Genomic DNA, 13,312 nt, shown 5'->3' on the forward strand with positions numbered 1-13,312 from the left:
CAGATGCCTTGAATTACCTCTCTGCTCACGTACTTTGCGCTAGCCCGACTCATTTCCGAACCGGGATAACTTATCGTTAACAACGGCGCATTTCCCCAAGGGATGGGGCGCCAGTTGAAAGGGATATCAAGACATGGCTATCGGGCATTACATTGGGCTAGGTGACAAAACTGACTGCGGCGGCACCGTTCTGGAGGGGGACCACACCTTCAATTTCGGTCTCATCCATGCTCGTGAGGGTGATCTGGTCAGTTGCGGAAAAGACAAGAAGAGCTACCGGATCATCGGCGGCGTCTCGCACGTCCTGAGCGAGGGGCGACGAGTGGCTGGCACGCTGGATAGTTTCAGTGGTTGCCCTTGTCGAGCCAAACTACTCCCTTCGAATTTCGAGGGGAGTTATGTCAATGAACCCCCTGCACCGAAAGCAGCCAGGGCAACCGCTCAATCGGCCTCGCCTGCGCCTTCGATGACAGCCACCAGCAATTCGACCGTGCAGCGTCCATCCGGCTTTACGTCAGTGCCAAGTGCGTCATCTCGATCACAGCCCACCGGTCTCGACGTTCCGGAACCCGGCTTTTATATCGTGCCCAAAAGCACAACCCGCGAACAACTCGAAGCCTCGCTGTTCACCCTGCGCGACCCGGCGGTGATGGGTAAATTCAAACTTCTCAATCCCAATCTGCGCGACGTCAAAGCCGGCTCGATGATCGTGCTGAGCGATCCCAATAATTTCCAGTGCACTCGTGAAGAAGCGCTGCTCATGGATGTGGCGGCCAAGACCAATCAGGTGCTTGAAACGCTTAGCCCGGAAGAAGCGGATTTCATGGTGCAGCACCGCGATGCCATTCAGACGATCTTGGGCTCCGGTTCGGGCGCCATAGGTGTCGGCGCGAGCATTTTCAAGAATAATCTGGATAACGTCGGCCATGCCTTGAGGGAAATTGAAGTCTTGCAACAGACGACCCTTCAAAGGGATGGGCATCTGCGCTCGTCGGCCTTTTTTGTAGAGCGACAGCGTTTGCTTGCAATACTTAACCGTCAAATGACGACGCTGACCCGTAAGGGTATTGGTTTTCCTCACCACATCAACTTGAAAAAAATGCTGGGCATATCCAGTCAAAGCTTGGTTCACCACTGGACCCATGCCAGTCCCGGAGGGCAAATACCTGGTCATGCCACTCATCTTGAAGGAGTAGCGAGGGCTTCAAAATACGTCCAGTACGGCGGTTGGTTAGGGACTGCCGTCGGCGGAGGAGCTTCTGCTGCGAAGGTTCAGGATGTGTGTGCTGCTGGAAATAGCGAAGCGTGTAGACGAATCCGGCTTACTGAGTCAGGGAGTTTCACGGTAGGAGTGGCTGCTGGCATGGCCACAGGCAGGATATTAACTGCGCCGGTAGTCGGAGGCCTGTGCCTTGCTCTGGGAGTTCCAACAGGCGGCTTTTTAACGCTTGCTTGCAGTATCGTTGCGGTGGGCGCTGGCTCGTATGCGGGGGGTACGTTGGGAGAAATGAGCGGCGAGTTCATAGGCGAAGCGATTTACGAGTCGACGAAATGACTACTGCAGAAATGATTGCTGGCGGTTTGTGTGGCTTGGCGTTCGTATTCGTACTTGTCGGCAACTGTTTCGCATTGCACTTGGGCTATACGAAAAGAGAATTCTTATTGGTGCATTTCAAGAATAGCTCCCCAAGCATATCTAATGCCGTACGCATACATGATGGTTATTGGGGTAGGCTTCAGCTCGTGGGAAGCGCTTGTATGGTTCTTGCTTTTCCAGGTTTTTTCATTAAACACGGCATTTTAAGTGTTCAGGACTTTGCAGGTTTTCCTCGTCCACTAAGATACAAGTTAGTTGTGCTGCAATGGAGTGTTATCGTGTCATTCACTGCTATGGTCTTACTGGTCGCGTTATGGAAGTCAGGAGCGCTCAAATAGCTGGCAAAGACGCGATGACGCTGCGGTTAATTGCAGTGTATGCCACTCGTTTAAGAAAGTATGGGTGAAAATAATTTTTGGTGAAAATAAATCAGTCCTCATTTTTTCACTTTCAGCAAGGTACCGGAGGGAAGGTTGGTGAAGGTGCAACCGAAAAAAATATGAGTCTCTTAATTGACCCTGAGCACAGCTGACACATTATTCCTTGTCATAGGAGTTATTGACATTTCAGGGTTGTTCGCGGGAATTGGCTACATGCTTTTTCTAGCAAACACAAAAATGGATATTCTTCAGCGGTGTTTTAAAAACAGCTGGGGCGTTACGGAGGGAAATGCCTTTGAGTATAGCGGGGTGTGGGGAAGAATAATGATAATTGGTCGTATATCAGGTTATGTGACCTTCTCTACCTTTTACATTAAGCGCGGACTTCTCAGTCCTGACGATTTAAAAGAGCTACCTGTTCAGCTCAAACAAAAACTAATCGCCTTGCAGTAGGTTGGGATAACTTTGTTAGTTGTTATGCTAGGTCTCGCGTTGCTAGCTGAACTGAATGTTGTCTGATTTGGAGGGGCGTTCATTCGAAAATAAAGATAAATATAATGGGAGTGGGTTTGTTACTGGAATAAAAATAAATCAGTCCCCTTTTTGTTTTTTTAGTCTTTTCTTGCTGCGCTATTGGGGCGCTATGGGTGAGAAAGTGGGCGAGCGGATTTTAGAGGTCACTCAATGAGCGTTAGCATTGTAGATACGCTATTCCTGGCATCAGGGCTAATAGTTTTCGGTGGGGTACTTGTTGTATTTGGGGTTGCGCTGCATTTGGGCTACACCAAGGGAGATGTCCTGTCAGAGCATTTCCAAAACAGTTCTCCACTTATAACTGTCTCTGCGCGTATTGACGCAGGGCTTAGAGGTAAGACTCGGCTGGTTTATTCAATATCTAGCGTCGTTACGTTTCCCCGATTTTTTTGAAGCGCGGTATGGTCACTGCTGAAGATCTCGACAATTTTCCCCATGACCTCAGGCGAAAACTCGTAGTGCTGCAATGGACTCTTCTAGGGGTTGTATCTGGCATGGTGCTACTTGGCCTGATAGCGATGTCTGGGATAATCAGGTAACTGACCAATAAAAAATGGGCACTCAATCTAATTGGTGTGCCCATTCTTCATGCCACTCCCTACTCGTCAGGCGGGTTGGAAATTTTCTGGACAAGGTCCTAGGACGTTTCCTTCAAAACGTATCGGTTTCCATGAACTGGTGGAGCCTGGGGTTCATGGATAGTCTTTGGCGGTCATTGACAAATCAGTGGCGGGGTGTAGGAACCTCTCAAGACCGTTAGAGCTACATTGGCGTCACTGCCTGGTTTGCGGCCGTTTTCATGCGGCCGTAAGATCAGTTGCGGCGGCTATGCGCGGGCACGCTTCGGCGTGGTCGAGTTTTGCTCTAGGTCTCGATATTCCTACCCCGTGCATAGCTGCCACCCTAGCCCGTAGGAAGGCTAATGGCAGGTCCATTTCCTCCTTAGAGCGTTAAAAATGAAATCCATACATCTCGACCCACCCTACGAAAAACCAACTTCCCATCCCGACAACCGCTTCATGGCATTGACCAGCAACTGCACCGACATGCCCACCCTGTTCGTCGACACCCACGCGCCACTCGACATCCTCACCGGCGCTGCCAACTACAGAATCCGCGCAGTGACCCAAGTGCTTGAGAACCTGTCCATGCGCGGTTCGATCGAGTGCGAGTCGTTCATCCTCAGTGACTTTGCCTTGCTCTGCGCCATTTCGTTGCGCGATGGCTGTGATGTGCTGGATGTGGTCGGGCGGCAGTTGCGAGCGCAGACTTCGGTGTAGCGGCACGCGTCTGGTGAACTGCGCCTGGGCCGGTTTCGGTGCCGCATTCGGTCCGGTCGTGCTGATCTCCATGATCTGGAAAGACATGACCCGCAACAGCGCTGGCCGGAGCCATCACCGTGTTTGTCTGGAAACACTTCGAACTGCTGGGCCTGTACGAAATCATCCCGGGCTTCATCTTTGCCAGCCTGGCGATCTACTTCGTCAGCAAAATGGGCACGCCGACTGCTGGTATGTCCAGCGTTTTGCGGCTGCAGAGAGTGATTACCGCCTGAACAAGTAATTGTTTGAGGTCATCCATCGCGGATGAAAGAACGGCTCGCAGCCTTTGGGTGCGAGCCGTTTTTTTTGCGTTCACTTTGGTTCGTATTTCCTCTTCGTAACCCTTTTCTACAGGGCTTGTAGGAGGTTTCCTGATTTGCCCAGATGCCTTGAATTACCTCTCTGCTCACGTACTTTGCGCTAGCCCGACTCATTTCCGAACCGGGATAACTTATCGTTAACAACGGCGCATTTCCCCAAGGGATGGGGCGCCAGTTGAAAGGGATATCAAGACATGGCTATCGGGCATTACATTGGGCTAGGTGACAAAACTGACTGCGGCGGCACCGTTCTGGAGGGGGACCACACCTTCAATTTCGGTCTCATCCATGCTCGTGAGGGTGATCTGGTCAGTTGCGGAAAAGACAAGAAGAGCTACCGGATCATCGGCGGCGTCTCGCACGTCCTGAGCGAGGGGCGACGAGTGGCTGGCACGCTGGATAGTTTCAGTGGTTGCCCTTGTCGAGCCAAACTACTCCCTTCGAATTTCGAGGGGAGTTATGTCAATGAACCCCCTGCACCGAAAGCAGCCAGGGCAACCGCTCAATCGGCCTCGCCCGCGCCATCACCGATAACCACCAGCCATTCGACTACGCCGCGTCCATCCAGCTTTACGTCAGCGCCAGACACCTCGTCTCCATCACGGTTCACCAGCCTCGACGCTCCGGAGCCGGGTTTCTACATCGTGCCCAAAAGCACAAGCCGCGAACAACTCGAGGCCTCGTTGTTCACCCTGCGCGATCCAGCGGTGATGGGCAAATTCAAACTGCTCAATCCCAATCTGCGCGACGTAAAAGCCGGCTCGATGATCGTGCTGAGCGATCCCAATAATTTCCAGTGCACTCGTGAAGAAGCCCTGCTCATGGACGTGGCGGCCAAGACCAATCGGGTACTTGAAACGCTCAGCCCGGAAGAGGCGGATTTCATGGTGCAGCATCGTGATGCCATCCAGACCTTCCTGGGCCATGGCTCGACCGCAATCGGCGTTGGCGCGAGTATTCTCAAAAACAATCTGGATAACGTCAGCGAAACCCTGAAAAAAATCGAAGCGTTGCATCAGCATTCATTTCTGCGCGATGGCCACCTGAGCTCACCGACGTTTCTGGCTGAGCGCCAAAAGCTGCTCGCTCAACTCGATAGCCACATGACAAGCCTGACGCGCAAAGGTATCGGTTTCCCCGACCACCCCAATTTGAATCGTGCAATGTTCCTCTCTCCTCCCAGTCTGGTTCACCGCTGGACGGAAGCCGGCGGAGTGGGGCAGATGCCGGGGTATGCGACTCATCTTGAAGGTGTGGCTAGGGCATCCAAATACCTGAAGTACGGTGGATGGGTTGGCACTGCCATTGGTGGCGGGGCGTCGGCCATGAAAGTTCAGGAAGTGTGCACGGCCGGCAATGCCGAGGCCTGTAAACGAGTTAAGTTTACTGAGGTGGGGAGCTTCGCCGGCGGTATTGCAGGAGGTGCTGTAATAGGTGGAATCTTAACCGCTAAGACCGTTGGTGGGATTTGTCTCGCGGTTAGCGTGCCTACAGCCGGCATCGGAATCTTGGTATGCGGCGTGGTAGTGGTGACGGCAGGATCGTTAGTAGGTGGTGCAGTGGGTAGCGGGCTTGGTGAGTCATTTGGAGATATTATTTACGAGATGCGTAGATGAGCCAGGCAAAATTGGCTTTCGGCCTTTTAGGAGGTGCTGTTCTCCTGATGATATTCATTTGGATAGGATTCGCACTTTACTTGGCCTACACAAAAATTGACGTAATGCTTAGCCATCTGAAAAACAGTACTGCAGTCACGGCTTTATCCCATTACCGGCAGCTTGGGGCGTGGGGACACTTTCACTTGATTGCAGGAATATCTGCACTCGTTGCGTTTCCCAAACGGCATATTAAAGATGGCAGTCTCAGTGTTGAGGATATAAACAGCCTTCCTGCTCCAATCAAACGCAAGCTTGTCATTTGGCGCTGGGGAATATTAATTCTTGGTGGACTGTTTTTGTTGTTCGGTGGCATTGGCGAAATTGCGGACTGGATATAGCGACCATTAGTGGCTGACGCCTAGTCAGCCAATACGCTCCTGAGTCATTCCCAGTTGTTCAAGTCTTGCCTGGTTCACTGCTTGAGAGACGCTGGTGCTGTAAGGCAGGTTGCAGAGGGCGCTGCGGTGTAGTGGAAGCCTGTGGTGGGTTGAGGTTGCTGCGAATTTCTGGGTAAGGTCCTAGGACGTTTCCTTCAAAACGTGGCGGTTTTCATGAGCTGGTGCGACCTGAGTTCCATCGATAGTCTTTGGCGGTCACTGACAGTTCAGTGGTGGGGTGTAGGAACCCGTTAAGACCATGAAAAACGCTTTGGCGTCGACACCTGATTTGCGGCCACTAACGTGCGCCCGTAAGATCTGTTGCGGCGGCTGTGCGCGGGCATGCTTCGGCGTGGTCGAGTTCTCTGGTCTCGATATTCCTACCCCGCGTATGGCTGCCACCCAAGCCTGTAGGAAGGCCGATGTTAGTCCCACTTCTACCAGAAGTTAAAAAATGAAAACAATTCATCCCGATCCACCCAACGAAAAATCAACTTCCTTCCCCGACAACCGCTTCATGGCATTGACCAGCAACTGCACCGATATGCCCACCCTGTTCGTCGACACCCAGGCGCCACTCGACATCCTCACCGATACTGCCAACTACAGAATCCGCGCCGTTACCCAAGTGCTTGAGAACCTGTCCATGCGCAGTTCGATCGAGTGCGAGTCCTTCATCCTCAGTGACTTTGCCTTGCTCTGCGCCATTTCGTTGCGCGATGGCTGTGATGTGCTGGATGTGGTCGGGCGGCGGTTGCGGGCGCGGCCTTCGCAGTAGCGCCAAGTACGCCTGATTTCTGTAGGAGCCGGCTTGCTGGCGATAGCGGTGTGTCAGACGTTTTCCATGTTAATTGATACACCGCCATCGCCAGCAAGCCGGCTCCTACAGGTTTGCGCCCTTGCAAGTCATTTGTCAGGGCCACTCAGCCGTGAGCCCCTGACTTGCCGGCTGGTAAAAGGTAAACTCCCCGCCCTGCGCAGGAGCAATCATGAATTATCGTCACGCCTTCCATGCCGGCAATCACGCCGATGTGTTCAAACACCTGACCTTGACCCGCCTCATCGCCCTGATGTCGCGCAAGGAGCAGCCGTTTGCCTATCTCGACACCCACGCCGGCATCGGTTTGTATGACCTTCAGGGTGACCAGGCCAACCGTACCGGTGAGTACCTGGAAGGCATTGCGCGTTTGTGGGATCAGCCGGATCTGCCGATCCTGACCGCCGATTACATGCAAGTCCTGCACGAAATGAACCCGGATGGCCAGTTGCGCTATTACCCGGGTTCGCCGGAGCTGGCGCGGCGTCTGACCCGTCCACAGGACCGTGTATTGCTCAACGAGAAGCATCCGGAAGACGGCGTGCTGCTCAAGGACAACATGGCCGGTGATCGCCGGGTCAAGGTGCATCTGGGCGAGGGTTGGTTTGTTCCGCGGGCCTTGTTGCCGGTGCCGGAGAAGCGGGCGGTGATGTTGATCGATCCGCCGTTCGAGAAGCTCGACGAGATGCAGCGTTGTGCCGCGTCGTTGAAGGAGGCGATTGGCCGGATGCGCCAGACCGTGGCGGCTATCTGGTACCCGGTGAAGGATCAGCGCGCCTTGCGTCGTTTCTACCAGGACCTGGCCGGTACGGGTGCGCCGAAGTTGTTGCGCGTGGAGTTGCTGGTGCATCCGCTGGATACGCCGAACAGCCTGAACGGTTCCGGGTTGGCGATTGCTAATCCGCCGTGGGGGCTGGAGGAAGAGTTGCGTGAGTTGCTGCCGTGGCTGTCCGAGAAGCTGGGGCAGACACAGGGTGGGTGGCGGATGGATTGGTTGATTGCCGAGTAATGCTCGGCCTGTAGGAGCCGGCTTGCCGGCGATGGCGGCCTAAAGGTCACCACTGGACCCACTGCCGCCATCGCTGGCAAGCCGGCTCCTACAAGTGATTTTGCGTCAGATCAGATCGGGCAGGTCACGCCGGTACCGCCGATCCCGCAGTAGCCTTCCGGGTTCTTGGCCAGGTACTGCTGGTGATACGCCTCGGCGAAGTAGACCGTTGGGGCTTCTTCGATTTCGGTGGTGATGTCGCCTTTGCCAGCCTTGGTCAGTTCGACCTGGAACACTTCTTTGCTGCGTTCGGCGGCGGCCAATTGCGTCGGGTTGGTTGCATAGATCACCGAGCGGTATTGAGTGCCGATGTCGTTGCCCTGACGCATGCCCTGGGTCGGGTTGTGCAGTTCCCAGAACATCTTCAGCAATTCTTCGTAACTGACTTTTGCCGGCTCGTAGACCACGAGCACCACTTCGCTGTGGCCGGTCAGGCCTGAGCAGACTTCTTCGTACGTAGGGTTTGGCGTGAAGCCGCCGGCGTAACCCACCACGGTGCTGACTACGCCTTCGCGCTGCCAGAAGCGACGTTCCGCGCCCCAGAAACAGCCGAGGCCGAAGATCGCAAAGTCGACATCGTTGGCGAACGGACCCAGCAGTGGGGCGTCGTGGACGAAGTGTCTTTCCGGCAGGTTCATCGGGGTTTCGCGGCCAGGCAGAGCTTGTTCTTTAGTAGGGAGCACGTTTTTGTTCACCAGGATTTCCGAGCGCAGAACCATGATCAGTCCTCTCAGTCAGGATAATTAGACAGACAAACAGTTTGCCCGAGAGTTGGGTCGCTGTCAGGCGATTGGGCCGCGCGGGTAGCGTTTGAGCTTTTCGATCAGCTCGTTGCCCGGGATCGGACGGTCGAACAGGTAGCCCTGGCCGACGTCGCAGCGGTGACGGCGCAGGAACGACAACTGCTCGGCGGTTTCGACACCTTCAGCCACGACCTTGAGCTTGAGGTTGTGGGCCATGGCGATCACCGCGGAGGTGATCTCCATGTCGTCCTGGTTGTCCGGGATTTCGTGGATGAAGCTTCGATCGATCTTAATGATATCGATGGGGAATTTTTTCAAGTAACTGAGCGACGAGTAACCGGTGCCGAAGTCGTCCATGGCCAGGGTCAGGCCCAGGCGCTTGAGTTGGTCGAGCTGCAAGTGGGTGTCTTCGGTGGCTTCCAGCAGCAGGCCTTCGGTCAGCTCCAGCTCCAGCAAATGAGCTGGCAGGGCTTCTTCCTTGAGGATGGTGGCGATGGAGGCCACCAGGTCTGGATCGGAGAACTGCTTGGGCGACAGGTTGATCGCCACTTGCAGGTTGCCCAGGCCGACCGCGGTCAACGCTTTGCTCATGCGGCAGGCCTGGCGGGCGATCCATTTGCCGATGGGAATGATCAAGCCGGTTTCTTCGGCGACGCTGATGAACTGATCCGGGCGGATCATGCCCTTTTCCGGATGATCCCAGCGCAGCAATGCTTCCATGCCCAGCAGTCGGCCGCTGCGCAGGCACAGCTTGGGCTGGTAGAACACGTCGAGTTCGTTCTGGGTCAGGGCGCGGCGCAGGTTGTTTTCGACGAACAGCTTGTAGCTGGCCTCGGCGTTCAGCGCTTCGGTGAACACTTGCACCTGGTGTTTGCCGTTGGCCTTGGCCTTGTGCAGCGCCAGCCCGGCGTTGCGCATCAGGGTTTGCGGGTCGCGCCCGTGCAGCGGCGCACAGGCCAGGCCCACGGAGCCGGTGACGCTGATCAGCTGGTTGTCGACGAACATCGGTTTGTCGAGGGTCGCCAGCAACTGGTTGGCCACTTGCTGGCCCACCGTGAGGTCGCTGTTGTCCAGCAACACGGCGAATTCGTTACTGGCGAATCGTGCCAGGCTGCCGCTCGGGATCAAACTGTTGCGCAGGCGCCGGGCCAGGCTGATCAGCAGCTTGTCGCCGGTCTGATGGCCAAGGCTGTCGTTGATGCGCTTGAAGTTGTCGATGTCCACCAGCAACAGGCTGATCGGCGCGTCGCTGTCCCGGGCGAAGCGCTCATCGAGGTTGCGGATGAACGCCGGGCGATTGCCGAGATTGGTCAGGTTGTCGGTGTAGGCCAGTCGCTCGATACGCTGCTGAGCGAGCTTGGTCTGGGTGATGTCTTCGTAGATGCCGATGTAGTGGGTCAGCTCGCGGTTGTCGCCGTAAACCTTGGAGATCGACAACTGGCCCCAGTAGGGTTCGAGGTTTTTCCGGCGGCTCTTGAATTCGCCCTGCCAACTGTTGCTCTTGGCCAGCGCCGAAGGCGCGTCGAACAGCAGCTCGCTGAGGTTCTCCAGGGCCGGCAGTTCCGACAGGCGCTGGCCGTGCACTTCTTCGGTGGAGTACTGGGTGATTGCGGTGAAGCTCGGGTTGACGTATTCCACCACGCCGTCGCAATTGACCAGCAGAAAGGCGTTGGCACTTTGTTCGACGGCTCGCTGAAACAGGTGCAGGGCGCTGGTGGCGGTTCGCCGGTTGTGGTTGCTGATGACCTGGGCAAACTGGTCCGCCAGTTCTCCGGCGAAGGCGATTTCATCCGACTGCCAGGCGCGGGTCGCACCGGTCTGCTCCAGGCACAAAACGCCGACCACCTGGCCATCGACGCGGATACTGGCGTCGAGCATTGCGTTGACGTCACGCGGGCGCAAGCTTTCGGCCATCTCCCGGGTGCGCGGGTCGCGCATGGCGTTATGGGCGTCGATGGCGCGGCCGGTGTGCAAGGCGTCGAGGTAATCAGGGAAAACACTGACGTCGATTGGCTGCGGCAGCAGGTATTCCTGAATCGTGCGGTGATAGGCCGAGATCGGCACCAGCCTCGAACCTTCGAGGTGCCATAGGCTGGCGCAGTCGATTTCGTAAATGTCGCAGGCGCTACGGGTGATCAGCTCGGCGGCTTCCTGCAAGGAGTTGTTGCTGCTGTAGCGTTGACGGGTGAGCAGCAGGATCAGGTCCTGTTGGGCGCGCGCCCGGTCCAGATGCAGCAGTTGTTCCTGTTGTGCACGCTGATTGAGTTCCAGGGCGATTTGCAGGCGCGAGTTCTGGGTTTCCAGATCCAGGGCCGGTTGCAGCGGGTCACCCTCGAACAGGCCGTCAATGACCAGCAGGTAGCCGCGCAACAGGTGACGATTGTGTTGTTTGTAGGCTTCGCCCAGCTCCAGCAGGCTCAGGGGCCCCGAGGCGGTGTGCAGGGTGTAGCGGATCAGGTAATGCGTGCCTTCAGTCAGTTGCTGCTGGATCGCATCGTGCAGTCTATAGCGCGCTTCCGGTTCCATCAGACTGGCGTAGGGCGAGCCCACCAGCGCACACAGCTCCACGGCTGGCAGGCCGAACTGGCGTTCACAATTGGGGTCAAGAAACAGCAGCGCCCAGCTGGGTTCATTAAGCCGTTCGAAACGCAGCATGCCGAGCCGCGAGGGCACAGGCAACTGCGTCACTACCTCGGCCACCATACGGCTGGCGGCATCGGGCTGGCTTTTCATGGAGGGAAACTCGCTTCGAATATGCTGAACGCGCTGGGCTCACGCCCTCTTTACTGTTGCCTGCGGCAAGGTTGCATCATTGCGACACCGACTGACAAGAGAGATGAAGGCCAAGTGCTATAAGAATATGTCGGCAGGCGCGAAGATTTCTGCAGTTTCTGGCAAAAAGTATTGCTATTGATCAGATCACAGCCTTCGGTGCCGTTTCGAAGGCTGTGATTTTTTTACCCATCAATGCAATTTAATGCCTGTCGATTGCAGCAACTTGCCATCCCGATCGTGGTAATTGACCTGAATGCGATCTGCATCGATGACCAGGTGCGCGAAGTTATCCTGACTGATGACTTTACCGGTCAATGCTTGCCGATATTCGCCCGCGGTGTTCCGTGCCAACGGCCGGTCGAGGATAAAGCTCGATTGACTGGCATAGGGCATCAGTTTGGTGTTGCACAATGGCGACGACACGATGGTGTGCACCTCGAAGTCGGGGTCTTCGCTGTGGGTCAGTCGGCTGGTCAGGGAGCAGTGGACGTCGCCGGAAACGAAAATGACATTTTTCAGCCGGTGCGAACGAATAGTCTCCAGCAGTCGCAGCCGCTGGCCTGGAAAACCGGCCCAGGCATCATCCCCGTTGTGTTTGGCGTCAGGAAAGAACATCACGCTGGTGACCACCAACTTGACCCGGGCGGGGCTGTGGATCAGCCATTGGCACAAGGCATGTTCCTGTTCAGCATCAAGGATGCGTCGATCATCGGCGGACAGATTGCGCCGGGTGCGGCTATCGGTGACGAACCATTCGATATCGCCATCGGTGAACTGATACCAATAGTGCTTCGGGTGCCGGCTGATCCGGCCATCGTCAAGTAATTCAAAGACCGGGCTGTGGCTGGCTTGATATAGCTCATAAGCACTGATGGCGTTTTTATACAGAGCATCATCGCCTGATTTTTTCTTGTCTGGCCAGTTATCTTCAATTTCATGATCGTCGAGGATCATGTAAGTCGATACGTTAGCCATTAACCTGGAAATATGCGGCTGGGAAAAGGCCGCGCGGTATTTTGCGAGAATCTCCTGATACTCGCGGTCAGGCGCGAAAAAATTCAAATCGTCGACATAGATCTGATCACCCGTCATCAACATCGCACTGACCGGTGGGTCGGCTTGCTGTGCCAATTGAGCCATCGAGGCAAATATCCGGTCGCCCAGTTGTGGCGCCGACGGGATGCCGGCGGTCATCCGCAGGTAACGACATGAGCCGACGAAATAAGCTCGTGGCGTACCGGCCGCACCGGAGCGGGTGCGCAAGCGATAGAGTTCTTGCGGCCATTGCAGCGGCAGTGCTTGCAGCGAACCTGCGGAGTGTTCGGCACTCTTGGTGCTGAACCAGCCGGCCTGGTATTCGTACTCGGTATCGGCCGCTAGGTTATCAAGAACTATGACATCGGACATGTCTTGAAGACTTGTCAGACTTGCAAAGATAGTTTTGGTCCATTGTTCGTTCCCGGAATTTCGATAACGAATACCGGCAAATACAGGCGCATTCTTTTGAACTTCACCGCGCATAAAAATACGCGCGTGATTAGTTGTTGTGTGGCCAATAATCGGGCCGACAGTTGGTTTGAGCATGTTTGAGTCCATTCGTTGCAAGTTAGTCAGGTAGTTGGTTGTTTTGGATGTAATAGGGGCATACAACCAAGACTAATTATTTGGCCTGAATAAATACCTGGCAGAAATGGATTCGGATTGTGGGCGATATCAGCCACAAATGTAGGAAGGCGTTTTA

11 protein-coding genes and 1 pseudogene are annotated in these 13,312 nt (G+C 55.4%); 9 read left to right on the forward strand and 3 right to left on the reverse strand.

Features of this window, described 5'->3' with window-relative positions; all coding sequences use genetic code 11:
- Positions 1 to 133 precede the first annotated feature (133 nt).
- From B0D71_RS26350 to B0D71_RS26395, 9 genes and pseudogenes are all read left to right on the forward strand, one after another.
- Entirely contained in the window at positions 134 to 1,555 is a 1,422-nt protein-coding gene (locus tag B0D71_RS26350) for a PAAR domain-containing protein (RefSeq protein WP_103397321.1), read from the forward strand.
- Complete coding sequence (locus tag B0D71_RS26355; protein WP_240635737.1) at positions 1,552 to 1,935, forward strand: hypothetical protein; 384 nt, start codon at positions 1,552 to 1,554, stop codon at positions 1,933 to 1,935. Before B0D71_RS26350 ends, B0D71_RS26355 begins: the two co-directional genes overlap by 4 nt.
- Positions 1,936 to 2,109: 174 nt before the next feature.
- Positions 2,110 to 2,430, forward strand: a complete 321-nt coding sequence (locus tag B0D71_RS26360) for a hypothetical protein (protein ID WP_103397322.1) — start codon at positions 2,110 to 2,112, stop codon at positions 2,428 to 2,430.
- Between the two features lie 1,037 nt (positions 2,431 to 3,467).
- Positions 3,468 to 3,791 carry a hypothetical protein gene (locus B0D71_RS26370; protein WP_103397323.1) on the forward strand — a complete coding sequence of 108 codons (324 nt, stop codon included), beginning with the start codon at positions 3,468 to 3,470 and terminating at the stop codon, positions 3,789 to 3,791.
- 10 nt (positions 3,792 to 3,801) lie between these two features.
- Positions 3,802 to 4,074, forward strand: a pseudogene (locus B0D71_RS26375) (sodium:solute symporter family transporter); the annotation flags it as partial.
- A gap of 273 nt (positions 4,075 to 4,347) precedes the next feature.
- On the forward strand, positions 4,348 to 5,769 hold the full coding sequence (locus tag B0D71_RS26380) for a PAAR domain-containing protein (protein WP_103397324.1): 1,422 nt from the start codon (positions 4,348 to 4,350) through the stop codon (positions 5,767 to 5,769).
- Positions 5,766 to 6,149, forward strand: a complete 384-nt coding sequence (locus tag B0D71_RS26385) for a hypothetical protein (RefSeq protein ID WP_103397325.1) — start codon at positions 5,766 to 5,768, stop codon at positions 6,147 to 6,149. Before B0D71_RS26380 ends, B0D71_RS26385 begins: the two co-directional genes overlap by 4 nt.
- A gap of 493 nt (positions 6,150 to 6,642) precedes the next feature.
- Positions 6,643 to 6,966, forward strand: coding sequence for a hypothetical protein (locus B0D71_RS26390; protein ID WP_103397326.1), 324 nt, complete (start codon positions 6,643 to 6,645; stop codon positions 6,964 to 6,966).
- Between the two features lie 211 nt (positions 6,967 to 7,177).
- Positions 7,178 to 8,014 (forward strand): 23S rRNA (adenine(2030)-N(6))-methyltransferase RlmJ, encoded by an 837-nt coding sequence (locus tag B0D71_RS26395; protein WP_103397327.1) that lies wholly within the window; start codon positions 7,178 to 7,180, stop codon positions 8,012 to 8,014.
- Positions 8,015 to 8,124: 110 nt separating this feature from the next.
- Here the strand turns inward: B0D71_RS26395 and msrA are convergent, their stop codons facing one another.
- From msrA to B0D71_RS26410, 3 genes are all read right to left on the reverse strand, one after another.
- On the reverse strand, positions 8,125 to 8,772 hold the full coding sequence (gene msrA / locus B0D71_RS26400; RefSeq protein WP_103397328.1) for a peptide-methionine (S)-S-oxide reductase MsrA: 648 nt from the start codon (positions 8,770 to 8,772) through the stop codon (positions 8,125 to 8,127).
- Positions 8,773 to 8,835: 63 nt separating this feature from the next.
- A complete protein-coding gene (locus B0D71_RS26405; RefSeq protein WP_103397329.1) occupies positions 8,836 to 11,529 on the reverse strand; it encodes a putative bifunctional diguanylate cyclase/phosphodiesterase in 2,694 nt (897 codons plus the stop codon).
- 231 nt (positions 11,530 to 11,760) lie between these two features.
- Entirely contained in the window at positions 11,761 to 13,155 is a 1,395-nt protein-coding gene (locus B0D71_RS26410) for an alkaline phosphatase D family protein (RefSeq protein WP_103397330.1), read from the reverse strand.
- Positions 13,156 to 13,312 lie beyond the last annotated feature (157 nt).

This window comes from Pseudomonas laurylsulfativorans (genome assembly GCF_002906155.1).
Taxonomy (GTDB): Bacteria; Pseudomonadota; Gammaproteobacteria; order Pseudomonadales; family Pseudomonadaceae; genus Aquipseudomonas; species Aquipseudomonas laurylsulfativorans.

Bases quoted from the DNA above. Each gene is read 5' to 3' on its own strand.
- B0D71_RS26355 (WP_240635737.1), top strand. From the start codon at position 1,552: ATGACTACTGCAGAAATGATTGCTGGCGGTTTGTGTGGCTTGGCGTTC.
- B0D71_RS26410 (WP_103397330.1), bottom strand. From the start codon at position 13,155: ATGCTCAAACCAACTGTCGGCCCGATTATTGGCCACACAACAACTAAT.
- msrA (WP_103397328.1), bottom strand. From the start codon at position 8,772: ATGGTTCTGCGCTCGGAAATCCTGGTGAACAAAAACGTGCTCCCTACT.
- B0D71_RS26350 (WP_103397321.1), top strand. From the start codon at position 134: ATGGCTATCGGGCATTACATTGGGCTAGGTGACAAAACTGACTGCGGC.
- B0D71_RS26385 (WP_103397325.1), top strand. From the start codon at position 5,766: ATGAGCCAGGCAAAATTGGCTTTCGGCCTTTTAGGAGGTGCTGTTCTC.
- B0D71_RS26370 (WP_103397323.1), top strand. From the start codon at position 3,468: ATGAAATCCATACATCTCGACCCACCCTACGAAAAACCAACTTCCCAT.
- B0D71_RS26395 (WP_103397327.1), top strand. From the start codon at position 7,178: ATGAATTATCGTCACGCCTTCCATGCCGGCAATCACGCCGATGTGTTC.
- B0D71_RS26390 (WP_103397326.1), top strand. From the start codon at position 6,643: ATGAAAACAATTCATCCCGATCCACCCAACGAAAAATCAACTTCCTTC.
- B0D71_RS26405 (WP_103397329.1), bottom strand. From the start codon at position 11,529: ATGAAAAGCCAGCCCGATGCCGCCAGCCGTATGGTGGCCGAGGTAGTG.
- B0D71_RS26380 (WP_103397324.1), top strand. From the start codon at position 4,348: ATGGCTATCGGGCATTACATTGGGCTAGGTGACAAAACTGACTGCGGC.